This window comes from Glycomyces sp. TRM65418, assembly GCF_019710475.1.
GTDB lineage: Bacteria > Actinomycetota > Actinomycetes > Mycobacteriales > Micromonosporaceae > Glycomyces.
Genome location: NZ_JAJFAX010000004.1, coordinates 320,721 through 338,369 on the forward strand (window position 1 = coordinate 320,721; position 17,649 = coordinate 338,369).

The 17,649-nt window shown below is 70.3% G+C and carries 16 protein-coding genes, 1 tRNA gene and 1 pseudogene; 10 read left to right on the forward strand and 8 right to left on the reverse strand.

Going from position 1 to position 17,649, the window contains the following annotated elements:
- Window positions 1–193: 193 nt before the first annotated feature.
- Complete coding sequence (locus tag K3N28_RS11800) at window positions 194–1,819, reverse strand: HNH endonuclease signature motif containing protein (protein WP_228092725.1); 1,626 nt, start codon at window positions 1,817–1,819, stop codon at window positions 194–196.
- Between the two features lie 656 nt (window positions 1,820–2,475).
- On the opposite strand from K3N28_RS11800, the gene K3N28_RS11805 reads away from it, so the two are divergent.
- Complete coding sequence (locus K3N28_RS11805) at window positions 2,476–3,567, forward strand: hypothetical protein (RefSeq protein ID WP_228092726.1); 1,092 nt, start codon at window positions 2,476–2,478, stop codon at window positions 3,565–3,567.
- Between the two features lie 56 nt (window positions 3,568–3,623).
- Here K3N28_RS11805 and K3N28_RS11810 read toward each other — a convergent pair whose 3' ends face one another.
- The 3 genes from K3N28_RS11810 to K3N28_RS11820 form a co-directional block, all read right to left on the reverse strand.
- Window positions 3,624–3,854 carry a VOC family protein gene (locus K3N28_RS11810; RefSeq protein ID WP_228092727.1) on the reverse strand — a complete coding sequence of 77 codons (231 nt, stop codon included), beginning with the start codon at window positions 3,852–3,854 and terminating at the stop codon, window positions 3,624–3,626.
- 133 nt (window positions 3,855–3,987) lie between these two features.
- Window positions 3,988–4,713, reverse strand: a complete 726-nt coding sequence (locus tag K3N28_RS11815; protein ID WP_228092728.1) for a class F sortase — start codon at window positions 4,711–4,713, stop codon at window positions 3,988–3,990.
- Window positions 4,714–4,716: 3 nt separating this feature from the next.
- On the reverse strand, window positions 4,717–5,190 hold the full coding sequence (locus K3N28_RS11820) for a hypothetical protein (protein WP_228092729.1): 474 nt from the start codon (window positions 5,188–5,190) through the stop codon (window positions 4,717–4,719).
- Between the two features lie 192 nt (window positions 5,191–5,382).
- Between K3N28_RS11820 and K3N28_RS11825 the strand changes: the two are divergent.
- The 3 genes and pseudogenes from K3N28_RS11825 to K3N28_RS11835 all read left to right on the forward strand — a co-directional run.
- Window positions 5,383–5,814 (forward strand): annotated as a pseudogene (locus K3N28_RS11825) (4Fe-4S binding protein); the annotation flags it as partial.
- A 26-nt stretch (window positions 5,815–5,840) separates the two neighbouring features.
- Window positions 5,841–6,347, forward strand: a complete 507-nt coding sequence (locus tag K3N28_RS11830; RefSeq protein WP_228092731.1) for an NADH-quinone oxidoreductase subunit J — start codon at window positions 5,841–5,843, stop codon at window positions 6,345–6,347.
- Between the two features lie 35 nt (window positions 6,348–6,382).
- Complete coding sequence (locus tag K3N28_RS11835) at window positions 6,383–8,026, forward strand: DUF885 domain-containing protein (protein ID WP_228092732.1); 1,644 nt, start codon at window positions 6,383–6,385, stop codon at window positions 8,024–8,026.
- A gap of 189 nt (window positions 8,027–8,215) precedes the next feature.
- On the opposite strand, the gene K3N28_RS11840 is transcribed toward K3N28_RS11835, so the two are convergent.
- Together K3N28_RS11840 and K3N28_RS11845 are read right to left on the reverse strand one after the other, a co-directional pair.
- Window positions 8,216–9,100 (reverse strand): CHAD domain-containing protein, encoded by an 885-nt coding sequence (locus K3N28_RS11840; protein ID WP_228092733.1) that lies wholly within the window; start codon window positions 9,098–9,100, stop codon window positions 8,216–8,218.
- A gap of 95 nt (window positions 9,101–9,195) precedes the next feature.
- Window positions 9,196–10,335, reverse strand: a complete 1,140-nt coding sequence (locus K3N28_RS11845; protein ID WP_228092734.1) for a lytic polysaccharide monooxygenase — start codon at window positions 10,333–10,335, stop codon at window positions 9,196–9,198.
- A gap of 202 nt (window positions 10,336–10,537) precedes the next feature.
- On the opposite strand from K3N28_RS11845, the gene K3N28_RS11850 reads away from it, so the two are divergent.
- Complete coding sequence (locus tag K3N28_RS11850; protein ID WP_228092735.1) at window positions 10,538–10,996, forward strand: peroxiredoxin; 459 nt, start codon at window positions 10,538–10,540, stop codon at window positions 10,994–10,996.
- A 31-nt stretch (window positions 10,997–11,027) separates the two neighbouring features.
- Here the strand turns inward: K3N28_RS11850 and rdgB are convergent, their stop codons facing one another.
- Window positions 11,028–11,612, reverse strand: coding sequence for an RdgB/HAM1 family non-canonical purine NTP pyrophosphatase (gene rdgB / locus K3N28_RS11855; protein ID WP_228092736.1), 585 nt, complete (start codon window positions 11,610–11,612; stop codon window positions 11,028–11,030).
- Window positions 11,609–12,337, reverse strand: coding sequence for a ribonuclease PH (gene rph / locus K3N28_RS11860; protein WP_228092737.1), 729 nt, complete (start codon window positions 12,335–12,337; stop codon window positions 11,609–11,611). Before rph ends, rdgB begins: the two co-directional genes overlap by 4 nt.
- Before the next feature lie 156 nt (window positions 12,338–12,493).
- Between rph and K3N28_RS11865 the strand changes: the two genes are divergently transcribed.
- The 5 genes from K3N28_RS11865 to K3N28_RS11885 all read left to right on the forward strand — a co-directional run bounded on the left by K3N28_RS11865 (window position 12,494) and on the right by K3N28_RS11885 (window position 17,646).
- Window positions 12,494–12,575, forward strand: a tRNA-Leu gene (locus K3N28_RS11865).
- Between the two features lie 299 nt (window positions 12,576–12,874).
- Complete coding sequence (locus K3N28_RS11870) at window positions 12,875–13,849, forward strand: LacI family DNA-binding transcriptional regulator (RefSeq protein WP_228092738.1); 975 nt, start codon at window positions 12,875–12,877, stop codon at window positions 13,847–13,849.
- Window positions 13,846–14,853: a LacI family DNA-binding transcriptional regulator gene (locus K3N28_RS11875; protein WP_228092739.1), complete on the forward strand. Its 1,008-nt coding sequence runs from the start codon at window positions 13,846–13,848 to the stop codon at window positions 14,851–14,853. Before K3N28_RS11870 ends, K3N28_RS11875 begins: the two co-directional genes overlap by 4 nt.
- Before the next feature lie 220 nt (window positions 14,854–15,073).
- On the forward strand, window positions 15,074–16,681 hold the full coding sequence (locus tag K3N28_RS11880; RefSeq protein ID WP_228092740.1) for an extracellular solute-binding protein: 1,608 nt from the start codon (window positions 15,074–15,076) through the stop codon (window positions 16,679–16,681).
- Between the two features lie 38 nt (window positions 16,682–16,719).
- Complete coding sequence (locus tag K3N28_RS11885) at window positions 16,720–17,646, forward strand: ABC transporter permease (protein ID WP_374209756.1); 927 nt, start codon at window positions 16,720–16,722, stop codon at window positions 17,644–17,646.
- The last annotated feature ends 3 nt before the right edge of the window (window positions 17,647–17,649 follow it).

Below are 17,649 nucleotides of genomic sequence, written 5' to 3' on the forward strand. Positions count from 1 at the left end.
CGGGGTGGTTCTTCGGCTGTGCGGTGGGGTTGTGGTTGCGGTTCGGCCGGGCGGCGATGAGGGGTGAGTGGTTGGTGGGGGTGGGCTGTCGTTGCCGGGTCGGTCTTGGTTGCCGGGCATGGTGAGGGGCCCGAACCCGCTTCGGGTTCGAGCTGGAAGGCGTTGGCTGTGCCGTTTTGCCCCCGCTCCGGCTTCACCGGAGCGGGCGTCCTAAGAAGGGCGGGTCGCCCGGGGTGTTTGCTCCGGCCCTTGCCGGTTCTTTGGGCTGGCCGACTGTGGCGGGCGTTTCGGTCGGCGCCTTCCTGGACTGCTCTCGGCACCGGGCCTTGGCCGCGTGCATCGCCGCTACCGCTTTGGCTTCCTCGGCCGCCTGGGCGACCTGGTCCAGGTCCGGTTTCATCGTCTGGGTCCATTCGGTGCGGTAGAGCCCGGTGGGGAAGGCATCCCAGTCGCTGTCTTGGTGTTCGGCATCGAGGTCGGCGTCAGTGCGCCAGTCCGCGCATCCGCATCCGCCCCCGCCCGTGGCGCTTCCGGACCCGGTCGCGTCTGCGTTGACTGTGGTGTCGAGGGTGGCGCAGGCGGGGGTCGCGGTGGTGTCGTGGTTTTCGTGGTGGGTGATGATGGCTTGGCCGGGGCCGGTCTTCTCCACGGTCCATCCGGTGGTGTGGAGGCGGCCGTGGTGGAACCGGCACAGCAGGATCAGGTTCTCGGCGGTCGTCTTCCCGCCATCGGCCCAGTGCTGGAGGTGGTGGGCTTCGGTCCAGGCCACGGGCCGGTCGCAGCCGTGCCAGGCGCAACCCTGAGGCTGTTCGAGTTCGAGTTTCCTGCGGAGTGCCGCATTCGGGAGGCGCAGGGCCCTGCCCAGTTCGATGGCTTCGCCGCTCTGGTAGTTGAAGACTGAGGGGATGATCCCGGCCTCACAGGCGAGGAGGCGGGCTTTGGCCACTGAGATCGGTTTGCCTTCCAGGAGGGGCAGGCGGCCGGTGTCTTTGCCTTGCAGGGTTTCGATGTCGACGGTGAGGTCGAGGGTGGCGGTGTGGCCGTGGCGTTTCACTGCTTCGGGGGAGGTGCCGTAGCCGGCCAGGAGTTGGTGGAGGGCTTCGGCGTCGCGGTTCGCTTTGGGAGGCAGGACTCCGTCGGTGTCGGTCTCTTCTTGGCGAGGCGGCGGCACTGCCGTGGCAAGGTACTTGGCGAACAGTTGCCCGGTGTCGGCCGAGAGTGTGGCGTCCAGGGCCCACATGCCGTTGTCGAGCTCCACGAGTTCCAAGCGCTGCAGGGAGTCCTGACCGAGGCCTTCCAGGATCTCTTCCCCGGAATCCAACGCGGCTTCGATCTCGTCCAGGCGGGCGTGGACTTCCTTGACCGTTGAGTGCTTGCACCATTCGCTGATCAGGTGCTCAGGGCTCGGGCACTGGACCTCGTCGTCGAAGGGAGAGGCCACCGGTTCGCGATAGTAGGTCTTGGCATAGAGCCGAAGCGCCTTGGTCGCTTCCAACCGCCGGACGGCAGCCGCCACGAGGTCGATTCGGGCCGAGCCGGAAGTGGCGGTCTCGGCGAGGGTGGTGAACTTCCGTGCGCACCTGGCGATCGCAGCCAGGTCGGCGGCCGTACGCGTGTGGAAGTCGAACTTGGCGCAGAGCCAGTCGCGCAGACCGGAGTAGCCGTCGACGTCGCGGTGGATCTGCCAGGCCTGGGCTTCGATCACTGAGGAGAGCACTCGGGCGTGGAAGTCGTTGATGGCACTGGCGGCTTCGTCGAGGACGGTGTGGATGGCGGTGGACTTCGCGGTGCGGTCCTGAGCGGGGAAGCCGGTGGCCATCTGACACCTCCTCGAATAATCCGGTTGATTTCGCTTGCTTGTGCTATATCAAGCATAGATCGGGCGGGCCGGGGTGTCATCACTCGGACGGGTGAAAGGTGGATGTTTGTGCAGTTCAGAGGCACCGTGCGCCAGGGTCGGGCGTGTCGCGGGGCCTCAGTCGCCCAGACCGCCAGCGCGGAGCGCATCGAACCGAGAGCCGAAGTACGACAAGGGCGACTCAGCCCTTTTTGTCGCCGCCGCTCGAACCTGGAGATGAACGGACCGGAGAGCCGAAAGACCGACCGAGGAACCTCCTGCCTCGTGGTCGCCGCCCGCCTGAACCCCGAAACGAATGGACCGGAGAGCCGAACGGCCGTCCGAGAATCCCTCCTCCCTAGTTGTCGCCGTCCCCTCGAACCCCGAACACGACGAGCGCTGAGGCCGAACCCCGTGCTCGCTGTTCAGTTGCGCGCGACGGCTTGCGGCTCACCCGCGCGGGGGAGCCGGCTCGCCCGCGCGGGTGATCACGCGGGAAACCCGTGCGTCGATGATGGAGTGACCGGCCGAAGGGCCGTCAGCGGCTCTCTCGGAGGAGAGCCGCCGCCCGCTCCGCATCCAGGAGGGCGGGCCGAGGGGCGGAGGCCCGGAGAGTGCAGGAGCGCATGGTTCGCAATGTGGATACCAAGCGGCGCAAAGGACTGCTTCGGGCCTGGTGGTCGGAGTGGCCGCGCTGGTCCGCCTACGCGGCGGCCGCCTGGTCGCTGGCCTACGGCGCGCTCGGGCTCTACTGGGCGCTCGGCGGTGCCGGATTCCCCCTCGGACGGGGCAACGACGAGGAAGCCGAGTACTCCATTCTGGTCAACGCCACCGCGGAGACCACGGCGCCGGTGATCGCCGTTCTCGGGCTGATCGGTGCGGCGGTGGGACTCGTGATGGCCAAGGCGGTCGGCCGCGGCATCGTGCGCGCGGCACTGCTGGCCTTCGCATGGGCGGCCGCGGTGACGCTGACAGTGGTGGTCACCGATCTGCGGCTGCTGATGCTGGTCACCCGGGTCCTGGTCGCTCCGGTGTTCCTGTTCACCGGGGTGCCCGGCGGAGGCAGCGTCGCCGACTTCTTCCCATGGCCGCGGATGCACCTGCTCGTCATGTTGACCGGCGGACTGCTGTGGGCGTTGGCCGCGCTGGCCTACCGGCGACGCACCAAGGAGGCGTGTCCCCACTGCGGCCGCCACGGGAAGGTCGCGGAAGGGTCCGCCCCGCAGCGTGCGCTGCGGTGGGGCCGGCGGGCGGTCGTCGTGGCCGCCGGTGTGCCCCTCGTCTACGCGCTCTCCCGGCTCGCGATGGCCCTGGAGAGCCCGCTGGGGATTCCTCAGGAGTTCTACGACGAGATGGAGGGCACCGGCGTCGCCATCGGGGCGTTGCTGATGGCCGTGATGGCGACCGGCGCCGCGGTGCTCACCGTCGGGCTCGTTCGCCCGTGGGGCGAGGTCTTCCCGAGGTGGATCTGGTTCGCGGCCGGCAGGCGGGTGCCGCTGCCGTTCGCGCTGGTACCCGCGTCGATCGCCACGGTGTTCATCACGGCTGCGGGGTTCGCCGAGCTCCGCTCGCTGTTCGACGGCATCGACACCGAAGCGTGGGGGATCACCGGACCGGGGATGCTGTGGCCGTTGTGGGGTCCGGCTCTCGGGGTCGCCGCCTATGCGTACTACCTGCGGCGCCGCACCGCCTGCGGGCGCTGCGGGCAGGGCGGGCCCGTCGCCGCTTGAGCGGACCCCGCGGGCGCGGGACCGGCAAGGGATCACCCGGTCCCGCGCTCAGGGGTTCAGTGCCCCTGCGAGACGCAGAACCGGTTGCCGTCGGGGTCCGCCGGCACCGTCCAGGTGAAGGCGCCGCCCGGGGCTTCGTGGTCGGCGACGTGCGTCGCGCCCGCTTCGATGAGCCGCGCGACCGCCTTCGGGGCGTCGGCCGTCGTGAAGTCGATGTGGACGCGGCCCGGCTCGGTGTTCTCGACGTACTGGAAGGCCGGGCTGGAGCCGTCTTCGAGGCCGACCATGATGTACTCGCCCCAGTCGGCCGCCCAGCGCGGCGAGCCACCACCGGGCCAGTTCGCCGGGGCGGTCGGTGTCGACGGTGACGTTGGCGATCTTCAAATCCATGGCATGGACGCTAACGGCAGGGTCCGACGGTCAGTCGCGGAAATGCGCGGGCCCGTTGAGCGGCCGCTCGCGGTCCTGTTCCGTGGCGTCGCGGTGGCCGGTGTAGCTCGCGAAGACCACCAGGTTCTCGGTGTAGTCCCCGCTCTCGCGGTCGAACTCGCCGCCGCACGTGATGAGCCGCAGCGCGGGCGCCGGTTCGATCCCGAACACGTCCTCGTAAGGGAGGCGATCTTTCGCGTAGGACTCGATCGCGGTCACCTCGTAGGTCACGATGACGCCGTCTTCGCGGGTCAGTTCGATCGTGTCGCCCTCGTCGAGGTGCTTGAGCGGGAAGAACACGGCCGGGCCGGAGCGCTCGGTGTCCACGTGGCCCATGATCACCGTGGGCCCGAACTCGCCGGGCGTCGGCCCCGGCTCGAACCAGCCGGCCTCGTGGGGCCGCCACATCCGCGGGACCTCGAAGTTCCCTTCGTAGTCGAGGCCGAGCCCGGTGAGCGGGGCGTGGACGTCGACGGCGGCGATGTCGACCCGTGTCGGCGCGGAGCGGTCGAGCCAGGTGCGGCCCGCCGGGTCGGCGACGGCGAACGGGTCGTCGTCGAAGGGGCTCGCGAAGTGCGGCATCCGCAGCGACGGCATGGGGACGACGCTGCCGAGCATGAGGCCGAGGCCTCCGGCGAGGACGATCGAGAGCACGACGGCGGCCACCGGCCGGAACGCGGGTTCCGGCCGGTGGACCGGCTGCCGGGTCTCGTGCACGGGCTAGGCGGCCGCGCCGTCGCGGCGTCGGAGCATCCAGAGCCCCACGGCGGCGGCGACCACGAGCGCCGCCCCCGACCACAGGACCGCGGTGGCCGCCTGCGAGGCGGTCGAGCCGCCGCCGGTGGACGCGCCGGTCCCGGCCGTGACCGTGAACTTCGCCGAGGCCGTGTCCGGACCGCAGGTCACCGCCACCGTGTACGTGGCCGGCTCCATCTTCTCGGTGACGGTGAAGTCGCCCAGGGCGTGGTTGTCGTTCTTCGGCAGCTTGAAGCTCACGTCGGTGCCCTCGACGTCCCCGGTCGCGTCCTGGTCGCAGTTCGCCGCGAGCACGTCCACGCGGGTGCCGATCGTCCCGGCGGTCGGCGTGAGCGTGACGGTGATGACCGCGTTCGCCGGGGCGGCGGTCGCCAGCACCAGGGCGGCGCTGAGACTCAGCGCCGCGAGCATCCCTCTGATGGGCCGCGTGATTCGCATGGGCACGGTTCCTCCCCGAACGGCACCGGGGTCGCTCCCGGTCTTGCACGACGTGTCGATAACTCACGGTAATGGCTCTTGTGGACACGCCAGTGGGTTTCATCGGAAACGGGGCCCGGCCGAGGTCGGGAATCGGACAACTCCGACCGCCGAGGACTGGAAATGCGCGGTGCCGTCTGCCACGATGAGTGCATGAGGCTTCCCGGAAGCGGTCTGGTCAGCGGTCTCGTCGCGACCGCGCGCACCGCCGCGCGCCGCGCCGTCACCAGCCAGTACCCCGAGCACGAGCCCGACCTGCCCGAACGCTCCCGGGGGGTCATCGCCCTGCACGAGCCCAACTGCACCTCGTGCATGCTGTGCGCGCGCGAGTGCCCGGACTGGTGCATCTACATCGACTCCCACAAGGAGACCGTCGAGGTCGAAGGGGCCGCCCGGCCCCGGCAGGTGAACGTCCTCGACCGCTTCGACATCGACTTCTCGCTGTGCATGTACTGCGGGATCTGCGTCGACGTCTGCCCCTTCGACGCCCTCTTCTGGGCCCCCGACTTCGCCTACGCCGAAGGCGACATCCGCGACCTGCTCCACGACAAGGGCCACCTGGGGGAGTGGATGGCGAACGTCCCGGACGGGGCCAAGCCCGAGGGCGTCGAATGACGCTCGCGGACGTGCTCCTGCTGGGGTTCGGGCTCCTCGCACTGGGGGCCGCCCTCGCGGTCGTGACGACGAAGCGGATCGTGCGGGCCGGGCTGTGGCTCGCGGTCGCGTTCGCCGGGATCGCCGGGGCCGCGCTCGTGCTCACCGCCGAGTTCCTCGCGTGGGTGCTCGTCCTCGTCTACGTCGGCGCGATCGTCGTGCTGCTGCTGTTCGCGACCATGCTCACCCGGGCCCCGACCGATCCGTCCGACGACCTCGACCGGCCGCGCCTGCCCGGGGCGCTCATCGCCGGCGGCGTGGGGCTCGGCCTCGCGGCGGTCGTCGCCGGCGCGTTCGGCTGGACCTTCGCGGACACCGGCCGGCGCGCGGGCGGCGGGGCCGCCGCCATGGGCGAAGCGGTCTTCGCCGAATGGGTGCTCCCGTTCGAAGTACTGTCGCTGCTGCTCCTCGCGGCCCTGGTCGGAGCCGTCGTGGTGTCCACGCGCGGTGCGACGAACTCGTAACGAAGGATCACTAGCCGCGCGGTAAGCTGGCGGCCATGACCTCACCGATCTTCGCGCTCGCCGACGAGTACATCACCGCGTACGCGCGGCTCGATCCCATGTTCGCCGGCATGGCGGGCATCAAGGGCGACTTCGGGGTCGCCTCGGACCTCGGCCCCGAGGCGGTCGCCGAGCGCGCCCGGCTGCGCCGCGACACCCTGGCCAGGCTCAACGCCCTCGAGTCCACCGGGCCCGCCGACGACCTCGCCCGCCTCCACATGGCCGAGCGGCTGGAGGCCGACCTCGCCCTGCACGACGCGGGCGAATGGCGCCGGGCCCTGCGCGTGCCCTACGGGTTCATCCAGACCCTCTGCTCCTATGTAGATCTCGCGCCGCGCAGGACCGAAGGCGACTGGCGCAACGTCGCCGCCCGGATGCGCGCCGTCCCCGAGATGTTCGCGACCTGGCGCCAGACCATGAACGCCGGCATCGAAGCCCGCACCACGGTGGCGCTCCGGCAGGTCGTCGAAGGCGCCAGGCAGGCCCGCCGCAACGCCGACGCGCGCGTGTTCGACAAGCACGTCGACGCCTACGGCGACGGCCCCCAGGCCCGCGACCTGAAGGAGGCCGCCGAAGCCGCGTACGCCGCGTTCAGCGCCGCCGCCGAATACCTCGAGCAGACCTACGCGCCGCACGCCGACCCCGACGACGGCGTCGGCGAAGAGCGCTACCTGCTGCACGCCCGGGCCACCCTGGGCGCGAGCCTCGACCCCCGCGAGGCCTACGACTGGGCCTGGGACGAACTGCACCGCATCGAGGACGAGATGGCGGCCGAGGCCGAGCAGATCCTCCCCGGGGCCGGGCTCGGTGAGGTCATCGCCCACCTGGACGCGACCCAGGTCCTCGACGACCACGAGGCGTACCTGGCGTGGCTGCGCGAGAAGCACGAAGGCGCGCTGGCGGCTCTCGACGGCGTCCACTTCGACATCGACCCGCGGCTGATGAACCTCGACGTCGAGCTCGTGCACGGCTCCTCGGCCGGGTCGGCGTACTACACCGGCCCGAGCGAGGACCTCTCGCGACCGGGGCGTACCTGGTGGCCCGTGGCCGAGCGCGAGCGGTTCGCCGTGTGGGGCGAGCTGACCACGGTCTTCCACGAGGGCGTGCCGGGCCACCACCTCCAGATCGGGCAGACGAAGGTCGCCGGGGACGCCCTGTCGCGCTTCGCGAAGGCCTCCGGTTCCGTCTCGGGCCACGCCGAGGGCTGGGCGCTGTACGCCGAGCGGCTCTCGGACGAGCTGGGCTGGTTCACCGACCCGGGCACGCGCCTGGGGATGCTCAAGGGCTCGGCGCTGCGCGCCGCCCGCGTCGTCATCGACATCGGCTGGCACCTTGACCTGCCGCTTCCGGCCCTCGAGGCCGAGCGGCACGGCGACCGCTGGAACTTCGATGTGGCCCTTGAGGTCCTGCGCGAGCGCGGCCGCATCGCCGGGCACCGGGCGCACCCGGAGATCGTCCGCTACGCCGGATGGCCGGCGCAGGCGATCTGCTACAAGCTCGGTGAGCGTGCCTGGATCGCCGCCCGCGACGAGGCCAGGGCCGCCGCCGGGCCGGACTTCGACCTGAAGGCCTGGCACACCCGGGCGCTCAACCTCGGCCCGATCGGACTGGACAACCTGGCGTCGGTGCTGCGGGGCTGAGACGACGGAAGGCCCGGGGCGCACGCCCCGGGCCTTCCGTCGTGCGCCGGTCTACGCATCGTCGACTTCGAGCTTCGCGCCGAGGGGCGTAGAGGACGGCGCCGCACGCTGTGGTGATAACGCTCCTATTGAGGCGACGCATCGCCCGGCCGTGACCGCCGCTCCGCTCGCTGACGGAGCGGCGCGGGTTCAGCGCCAGCGGTCGCGCATCGCCGTCGCCGCCCGGTCGATCGCCTCCTCGAGCCGGCGCAGCTCCTCCTGCTCCAGCTCGGCCAGCTCCGCGGTGAGCCGGTCGGCCCGGTCGGCGCCGGGCAGGCGCAGGAGCCGGTTGCGGGCGATCGCCGTCTGGCGGTGCCGGTCCAGCAGATACTCCAGGGCGGTCGCCGGTTCGAGGACGTCCTCGGCCGCGCGCCCCAGCGCGGGCGCGACCGCCTCCGCCAGATAATGCAGGTCGCGGGCGGCGACGCGGGTCGCGTCCCGGGCCGACGCCGGATCGGCGGCGCGGCGCTGCTTCGCGTAGGTGTCGATCAGGTGCGTCTTCGCCTCGGAGAGGGTCCCCATGAGGGAGGACGCGGGCTTGCCGCCCTCGCGTGTGAAGCGGGCGTGCTCGGCGAACAGCCGGACGTGCGAGAGCAGGGCCGCGACCCAGGTCTGCGAGGCGAGGCCGTGGATCTGCAGGTACGAGGCGTGCCGCTCGTCTTCGAGGGCCCTGAACCATCGCGGCTGCTCACGGGTGGTGAGGCCGAGCTGGGCGAAGCGCTCGGCGAAGTGGAGCCGGAGCTTCTCGAGGTCCTCGGTGTGCTTGAGCCGCTCCAGGAGCCGGTCGAGTCGCTCGCCGCCGTACGGGGTCTCGGCGAACAGGCGCCGGTAGCCGCGGATGACGGTGCGCAGCCGGTGGATGGTGACGCGGACCTGTCCGGCCGAACCGGGGGCGTTCCGTTCGAGGGCGCTGATCGCCCGGTTGAGCGCCTCGACGTTGTCGGCGATGAAGGCCTGGACGACGACGCCGGCCCGTGTGGACGCCGTCATCGGCTCGGGCCCGGCCTCGGCGGCCGGCGCTCCGGATCCTGACATGGCTCCTCCCCCCGGAAGACCTGCTGGAAGACAGTATTCCAGCAGGCTCCGAGGGGAGGAGCCGAAGCGGTGATTTATCGCGGATCACCGGTTCGTCAGCCCGGGATGCAGTCCATCGCGGGCATCGTCGTCAGGGTGCCGGTGACGTTGAAGCCGAAGCTCACCGAGCCGTTGGCGCTGATCGTGCCGTTCCAGCCGGCCGGGCTCGCCATCTGCATGTCGCCCATCGTGGAGATCGTCGAGCTCCAGCTGTCCCTGACGGTGATCCCCGAGTTCGGGGGCCACATCCAGTGGATCATCCAGTCGCTGACCGGGTCGGTCCCGGTGTTCTTGACCGTGATGTTCACCGTCGCGCCGCCGTTCCACGAGGTGACCGTCGCCGTGGCGGAGCAGGCGCCCGTGGGGTTGCCGGTCGGTCCGTCGGTCGGCTCGTCGGTGGTCGGCTCGTCGGTGGGCGGGTTGGTCACGCTGCCGTCGTTGCCGGGGAGCTGGGCTCCGGGGCGGATGCCGGTGACCTCGCCGTTGCCGCCGTCGAAGACGACGTCCGAGCACGCGTAGAAGTTCTCGGTCGAGTCCGAGCGCACCCAGTGGGTGAAGATCATGTGGTATCCCGACTTCTGCGGGAGGGTCATGTTGGCGTAGTAGTAGTGCTCGTTGGTGCCCGCGCCGCCGTTGGAGGCCGGGTTGGAGATGGTCTGGAACTTCTCGATGTCGTCCCAGCCGATCGGCTGCGACGGGTCCCAGCCGTTCTTGGTGATGTACAGGTCGAACTTGCCCGGGTGGTGGGCCCAGTTGTTGTAGCGCCATTCGACGGTGGCGCCGGCGGTCACGTGGGTCCGGGGCCAGTTGCCCGGGTCGTTGAACGGTTCGAAGTTGTACGGGCCCTTGCCGTTGCCGTCGCAGAGCCGTCCGTCGGGGATGTAACCGACGGTCTTGCCCGCGCCGTTCGAGTCGAGGTTCCCGAACCAGTTGTAGAACGGGGTCGGGCCGGCCTCGTCGAACGCGGCCTGGCAGGCCTCGTTGTACGGGTCGAGCGCGCCGTTCTGCGTGAGCGCGTCGAAATAGCAGAAGTACTGGCGGGACCCCGGGAACACCGTGGCGCCGTGGGCCTCTGCCTCGTCGCTGCTGAACAGCGCAGTGATGGTCATGGCGGTTACCGCCGCCAGGACCAGCGACATGACGGCGGCGATACGACGGCGTCTGCCGCCGAGCGCCGACGTGGCGATGGTGGACATGGATGAGCTCCTCTGCCGGACTTGGAGCGCTCCCAACCTGGCCTTCTACAAGGCCAGCGCGCGTTCTTGCGGACTGCTGCCAACGATATCGTGATATTCGAGTGTATCTATATTATCGCCGGAGATGCAACGGCCGCACGGTGGTAAACGCCCGTCCGCCGCGATCGGGCCCGCGAACCGGGGCCGCGGATAGACTCGCGCGATGGACACCGGAGACACCGCACCCGCCTTCACCCTCCACGACGAGACCGGCCGGCCCAGGAGCCTCGACGGGCTCCTCGAATCCGGGCCGGTCGTGCTGTTCTTCTATCCGCTCGCGATGTCGGCCGGCTGCACCGCCGAGGCCTGCCACTTCCGCGACCTCGCCGCCGAGTTCCAAGTCCTCGGGGCGACCCCGGTCGGGATCTCCCGCGACACGGTGGACCGCCAGGCCGCCTTCGCCGCCGAGCACTCCCTGGGGTACCCGCTCCTGTCCGATCCGGACGGCGCGGTCGCCGAGGCCTTCGGGGCGCGGCGCAGGCTGGGGATCGTGTCGACCAAGCGCAAGACCTTCGTCATCGGCGAGGGCCGGGAGGTCCTCGGCGCGATCAAGAGCGAACTGAACATGAACGCGCACGCGGACAAGGCCCTGGACCTGCTGCGGGCCCGCGCGGGCGCATGACCAGAGGCGGCCCTCCCGGACCGCCTCTGCGTCAGATCTTGCCCGCCAGCTCCCGGAACGCCTTGCCCCGGTGCGAGATCGCGTTCTTCTCATCGGGGCTCAGTTCAGCGCTGGTGCGGTCGAACCCGTCCGGGGTGAACAGCGGGTCGTAGCCGAAGCCCTGGTCGCCCTTGGGTTCGCGGCCGATGCGGCCGTGCATCTCGCCGTGGACGACGAGTTCGCGGCCGTCGGGCCAGACGATCGCGGCGGCGCACACGAACTTGGCGCCGCGTCGGTCGTCGGGAACGTCGGCGAGCTGGTCGAGCAGCAGGGCGTTGTTCGCCGCGTCGTCCTTCGCACGCCCGGCCCAGCGGGCGGAGAGCACACCGGGCATCCCGTTCAAGGCGTCGACGGCGAGCCCGGAGTCGTCGGCGATGGTCGCCAGCCCCGTGCGCTCGACGCCGTCGTGGGCTTTCAGCAGGGCGTTCCCGGCGAACGTCGATGCGGTCTCCGGGGTCTCCGGATACTCGGCGACGGCGTCCAAGCCGACCAGTTCGACATGCGGCGCCGCGGAGGCGAGGATCTGCCGCAGTTCCCGGACCTTCCCCTGATTGCGGGTCGCGAGGAGCATTCTCATGAGGCGATGAGGGTCTTGGCCTGGAGGAAGGAGAGTTCCTTGCAGCCCTTGAGCGCCAGGTCGAGGAGCGAGTCGAGCTCGGTGCGGCTGAAGACGGCCTCTTCACCGGTGCCCTGCACCTCGACGAAGTCGCCTTCGCCGGTGCAGACCACGTTCATGTCCACGGAGGCGGCGACGTCCTCTTCATAGGGGAGGTCGAGCACGGGGACGCCGTTGACGATGCCGACGCTGATCGCGGACACCGAGGTGGTCAGGATCTTGTCGGGCTTGCGGGCGAGCTTCTGGTCCTTCAGCCAGTGCACGGCGTCGTGGAGCGCGATGTAGGCGCCGGTGATGGCCGCGGTGCGCGTCCCGCCGTCGGCCTGGAGCACGTCGCAGTCGAGCGTGACGGTGTTCTCGCCGAGGGCCTTGAAGTCGACGCAGGCCCGCAGGGAACGGCCGATCAGCCGTGAGATCTCGTGGGTCCGGCCGCCGATCTTCCCGCGGATGGACTCGCGGTCGCTGCGCGAATGCGTGGAGCGGGGCAGCATCGAGTACTCGGCGGTGACCCAGCCTTCGCCGGAGCCGCGGCGCCAGCGCGGCACGCCGGGCGTGACGGAGGCGGTGCAGAGCACACGGGTACGGCCGAATTCGACGAGGACCGAGCCTTCGGGGTGGTCGGTCCAGGATCGGGTGAACTTCACGGGGCGCAGCTCGTCGGCGGCGCGCTTGTCAGGGCGACTCATCCGCACCAGCCTACGGGAACCCGTGGGCGTGTGACACACTAGTTGCTGCCCATCGGCCGGACGAACCGGCACGACGGACGGCGAGCGGCAGGCGGCTTCGGCCCCCCGATTCGCACGAGTGGCGACGCGATCGCAGCACCCCGCCACTCCCGCTTCGCGCGAGTGGCGGAACTGGCAGACGCGCAGGATTTAGGTTCCTGTGTCTTCGGACGTGGGGGTTCGAGTCCCCCCTCGCGCACTGACGGAAGGCCCTGGTGACAGGGCCCTTTTTGCGCCCCGTGCCGCACTCGGCGGCGATGGAGGGCATGCCGCCGGAGACCCCGACGGAGCCGTTCGACAACCCGAGGGCTCGTCGAGGCGGTCGCCGCCTCGCCGCATGACCGGCCGCGGCGGGAGACCGTGTCGGACGTGGCGGTGCCGGCGCGGCCGGCGTGCGTTCCGACGTCGCGCGAACGCGCCGCTCGAGACGGGAGCGGATGCCGAGCGCCGGGAGCCACAGTCGGGGACCGCACGAGGCTGCGGGCTAATCTGGACGCTATGCGAGTGACGATGCGGGAGGTCGCCGAGCGCGCCGGCGTCTCGGTGAAGACGGTCTCTCGTGTGGTCAACGAACAACCGCACATCCGTCCGGAGACCAGCGCCCTGGTGTGGGCCGCGATCGCCGATCTCGAATGGAGGCCGAACGCCTCGGCGCGCGCCCTGCGCACCGGCCGCACCGGCGTCATCGGCATCGCGGTGGCGGAGCTGCGTCGCCCCCTGCTCGCCGCCGTGGTGGAGCGCCTGGTGACGGAACTCGACCGGCACGGGCTCCACGCCGCCGTGGAGCCGACGCACGACGACGCCGCGCAACTCGCCTCGGTGATGGCGCAGCGCGGGCACGCCTTCGACGCGCTGCTGATGGTGGACGCGCCCGAATCGCCCGCCGCGGTGGCCGCCGATGGTGGGCCCGTGGTCCGCGTGAACGTCACGCGGCGACTCCCCGCCGCCCCGGCCGCCGGTACGGACGCGGTGTACGCCGATCTCGACCAGGCCGCAGACCTGGCACTGCGGCATCTGCGCGTGATGGGGCGCGACCGCGCCGTGAGGATCGGGCCCGGGCCGCTGGCCGAACTCGAGCGGGCCGGGGCGGTCTCCCGTGTCGACCCCGAATCGGGCGAGGTGGGTCGCGCCGCCGGATACAAAGCGGCGCAACGCGCCTTGGTCGAACAACCGGGGGTCGACGCCATGATCTGCGGCACCGATGAGATCGCCCTCGGGGCGCTGGCGGGCCTGCACGCCGCCGGGGTGGAGGTGCCGGGCCGTGTGGCGTTGATCGGTTACGGCGATCTGGACGACGGCCGGTTCAGCACGCCGTCGTTGACCACCATCGCCCCGGATCTGCGCTCGTTGGCGCGCGACGCCGTAGACCTCGTGGCGTCGCGGCTCGGCGGAGACGACCGGGACCCCCGGGCGATCGCGGCCCCGGTCGCATTGGTGCGGCGCGAGTCGACATCGGCGGCGGGCGGGCGATGAAGCGCCCGACGTTGGAGGACGTCGCCGCCGTGGCCCGAGTCTCGCCGAAGACGGTCTCGAACGTACTCCGCGACCGCCCGTATGCGAGCGAGGCGACCCGGGAACGGGTCCTGCAGGCGGTCGCCGCCGTCGGATACCGGGTGAACCGGGCCGGCCGGGCGCTGGCCGGCGGCGGCAGCGGGCGGATCGCGGTGGTCGTCCCCAACCTCCACCAGCCCTACTACGCCGAGACCGCCGAGCGGTTGATCCTGGCGCTGGCGGCGGAGGGGCTCACCACTACCCTGCGGATCGCCTCGGACCGCGACGCCGAGCGGGAGGCCGCGCTGGGGGACACCACCGCGGACGCGGACGGGGTGATCATCTGCCCGCACCACCTCGATGCCGAACTGCTCGAGGGCAAGACGCCGGACCGTCCCGTGGTGCAGTTCGGCGGCCTGCCGACCGGTCTGCTCGACACCGTGGTCATGGGTCAGCGCGAAGGATTCAAGGCCGTCACCCGCCACTTGTTGGACACCGGTCGACGACGGCTCGCCTTGGTGTGGAACGCGACCCCGAGCGGTCGTCCGGACGGTGACCGCTTCGACGGCTTCCTCGAAGCGCTCGACGAGTTCGGGCTCGAACCGGATCCGACGTTGATGGTGGCCGGCTCGGACTGGGACCGGCGCGCCTCCGGCTACGAGGCGATGACCGGCCTGCTGGCCGCGGGCGCCGAGTTCGATGCGGTGATGGGCGTCAACGACGCCGTGGCGGTCGGCGCGCTGCGCGCCCTGCGCGCCCACGGGGTGCGCATTCCCGAGGACGCGGCCTTGACCGGCTTCGACGACACCGACGAGGCCGAATTCACGGTGCCTCCGCTGACGACGGTCAGCCCCGAGCACGAGGCGATGGTCGACGCGGCCGTGCGGATGCTGATCGATCGCCTGGGCGGCGGCGCCGACACGCCTCAGGAGTACCGGGCCCGCGCCCATCTGATTCCCCGGGCGTCCTCGGGCGTGGCTCGCTGACCGCCGTTCCCGCCGTCATGGATGGAACCGCCTCGATGGGCACGGGCCCTCGAGGCGCACGATCACATCCCGCTTTGTCTTCCTATTGACAACGCTGAAGTACGTGCTTAAGGTCGTGTGACGCTCAGAACCCGCCTCAAGGAGACGACGCGCCCCCACCCCTCGCGCCGGCTCCGCCGAACGATCTGAGCCGCCCCGAACCCCGACTCAAGGAGGAGTCTTGAACCCCATTTCGAAACGCCGAGGGGTCGCGGCCCTCGCCGGACTCGCCTCGGCGGCGCTGCTGCTCAGCGCCTGCGGCGGGAACGGCGGCAGGGACAGCGACGCGCTCCAGATCCTCGTCGTCAAACACCCGCTCACCGGGCCGATGGCGGACATGGGCTGGGTCGCCGAGATCGAGAAGGCCGCCGGCATCGAAGTCGAGTGGGAGGAGGTCTCGGCCGACTGGGACCAGAAGAAGTCCACGATGCTCGCCGCCGGCGACATCCCCGACCTGGTGATAGGAGCGAACGCCGTCACCGACTCCGACATGGTCACCTTCAACGGCCTGTTCGAGGACCTGAGCGACGACTTGGAGGCGCTGCCGAATGTGGCGGCGATGTTCGAGGCGGTGCCCGAGACCGAGCTGATGGCCACCCGCCCCGAGGGCCAGATCTACTCCCTTCCCTCGTACCGCCGGTACTGGCCGCAGACCGCCACCCGCCAATACCTCAACCAGCAGTGGCTCGACAACCTCGGCCTGGAGCAGCCCACGACCTGGCAGGAGCTGCACGAGGTGCTGCTCGCCTTCAAGAACGAAGACGCCAACGGCAACGGCGATCCCGACGATGAGATCCCGATCGACTGGGCGCCTGCCGGAGAGGCGGGCTTCGGGTACTTCGCGCCGACGATGCTCCTCGGCGGCCTCGGACTGCCGATCACCAACGGCGGCGGCTCCGGATACTTCGTGGAGGACGGGCAGGTGGGGAACTTCCTCGTCGACCCCCGCTATCGCGAACTCGTGTCGTTCCTGCACGAGCTGTACGCCGACGGCCTGGTCAGCCAGGAGGTCATGACCCAGGACTACTCGACGTACCAGTCCGTGGGCCGCGGCGAGGGCGACGTGGCGAAGGTCGGCTTCTCCTGGGGTTGGACGGCCTCGGACCGGTTCGGTCCGCAGCTGGCCGGCCAATACGTCTCCACGTCCCCGCTGCTAGGGGACGACGGCGTGGACCCCGGCGACCTGGCCTGGTCGTACGACTCCTACTCGCTCAACTTCGGCCTGAACACGATCACCATGTCCGCCCAGAGCGACAAGAAGGAGGCCGCGCTGGCGGTGATCGACGCCTTCTACGACCAGGACCTCTCCCTGCAGGCCCTCTGGGGCGAGTTCGGGCAGAACATCGAAGAGCTCGGCGGCGACTCGTACGCGGTGCTGCCTCCGTCGGACGACACGCTGGACCCCTCCAGTTGGAAATGGACGACCACCCTCGCCGACAACAGTCCCGGATGGATCCGCGAGGACATCGAGGTCACCCTGCCCAGCGACATCCAGGAAGCGGTGGAGGACGCCGAGCCGCTCGCCGACGCCCTCGCGAACATCGATCCCGCCACCGACATCTGGCCGGGAGAGCTGATCAAGATGAACGCGGAGGACTCGAGCCGACTCTCGCTGCTCCACACCGACATGCTCGGGCCCGCGATGCAGCGGTGGGCCGTCTGGATCACCGAGGGCGGCGTGGAATCCGAATGGGATGCCTACGTGGCCGAGCTGGAGGGCCTCGGACTGACCGAGGCCGTCGAGATCCACCAGCGCTACTACGACGACTACCTGGCGAGCCGCGGATGACGGCCGCCACCGCCGTGCGCCCCGCCGGCGAGCGCGCCATGCGCGCCCGCCGGCGGGGCGGGGCCGGGCCGGCCCGGCACTTCCGCAGGTACTGGCAGCTGTGGGTCATGGTCGCCCCGGCGATCGCGTTCGTCGCGGTGTTCGCCTACGTGCCGATGTACGGCCTGCAATTGGCGTTCCGGGAGTTCGACTTCACGGCCGGCATCACCGGCGGTGACTGGGTCGGCCTGAAGTACTTCCACCAGTTCTTCGAGAGCCCGCAGTTCTGGACCCTGATTCGCAATACCGTCGTGATCAGCGTGAGCACGCTCGTCGTCGGCTTCGCCGCCCCGATCGGGCTCGCGCTCATGATCAACCAGGTGGTCGGGCGGCGGCGGAGGAAGTTCCTCCAGACCGCGACCTACCTGCCGCACTTCATCTCGATCGTGGTGATCGTCGGCATGCTGCAGGTGTTCCTCTCCCCGACCTCGGGCCTGATCACCCGGTTCGCGGCCCTGTTCGGGGTGGAGGGGGCCAACTTCCTCGGCAGCGAGGCCGCCTTCGTGCCCGTCTACGTGATCTCCGACGTGTGGCAGCACGCCGGGTGGAACAGCATCATCTACCTGGCGGCGCTGTCGCGAGTGGATCCGCAGCTGTACGAGGCCGCGCGGATCGACGGCGCCGGCCGCTTCAGCATCGTCCGGCACGTGGACGTCCCCGCCCTCGTGCCGACGATGATCGTGCTGCTCATCCTCAACATGGGCAATGTGCTCAACACCGGGTTCGAGAAGATCTTCCTCATGCAGAACCCCCTCAACCTCGGAGTCTCCGAAGTGATCGCGACCTATGTCTACAAGATCGGCATCCTCGCCAACCAGTTCAGCTACGCCACCGCGATCGGACTGTTCAACACCCTCATCAACTTCGCGTTCCTGCTGATCGCCAACCAGATCGCCAAGCGCGTCTCCAACACGAGTCTGTGGTGAGCA

Excerpts from the sequence above, each read along its gene's own strand:
- K3N28_RS11875 (WP_228092739.1), top strand. The coding sequence starts at position 13,846 with ATGAAGCGCCCGACGTTGGAGGACGTCGCCGCCGTGGCCCGAGTCTCG.
- K3N28_RS11885 (WP_374209756.1), top strand. The coding sequence starts at position 16,720 with ATGCGCGCCCGCCGGCGGGGCGGGGCCGGGCCGGCCCGGCACTTCCGC.
- K3N28_RS11870 (WP_228092738.1), top strand. The coding sequence starts at position 12,875 with ATGCGAGTGACGATGCGGGAGGTCGCCGAGCGCGCCGGCGTCTCGGTG.
- K3N28_RS11830 (WP_228092731.1), top strand. The coding sequence starts at position 5,841 with ATGACGCTCGCGGACGTGCTCCTGCTGGGGTTCGGGCTCCTCGCACTG.
- K3N28_RS11850 (WP_228092735.1), top strand. The coding sequence starts at position 10,538 with ATGGACACCGGAGACACCGCACCCGCCTTCACCCTCCACGACGAGACC.
- K3N28_RS11840 (WP_228092733.1), bottom strand. The coding sequence starts at position 9,100 with ATGTCAGGATCCGGAGCGCCGGCCGCCGAGGCCGGGCCCGAGCCGATG.
- K3N28_RS11810 (WP_228092727.1), bottom strand. The coding sequence starts at position 3,854 with ATGGTCGGCCTCGAAGACGGCTCCAGCCCGGCCTTCCAGTACGTCGAG.
- K3N28_RS11820 (WP_228092729.1), bottom strand. The coding sequence starts at position 5,190 with ATGCGAATCACGCGGCCCATCAGAGGGATGCTCGCGGCGCTGAGTCTC.
- K3N28_RS11800 (WP_228092725.1), bottom strand. The coding sequence starts at position 1,819 with ATGGCCACCGGCTTCCCCGCTCAGGACCGCACCGCGAAGTCCACCGCC.
- K3N28_RS11845 (WP_228092734.1), bottom strand. The coding sequence starts at position 10,335 with ATGTCCACCATCGCCACGTCGGCGCTCGGCGGCAGACGCCGTCGTATC.
- K3N28_RS11835 (WP_228092732.1), top strand. The coding sequence starts at position 6,383 with ATGACCTCACCGATCTTCGCGCTCGCCGACGAGTACATCACCGCGTAC.
- rph (WP_228092737.1), bottom strand. The coding sequence starts at position 12,337 with ATGAGTCGCCCTGACAAGCGCGCCGCCGACGAGCTGCGCCCCGTGAAG.
- rdgB (WP_228092736.1), bottom strand. The coding sequence starts at position 11,612 with ATGAGAATGCTCCTCGCGACCCGCAATCAGGGGAAGGTCCGGGAACTG.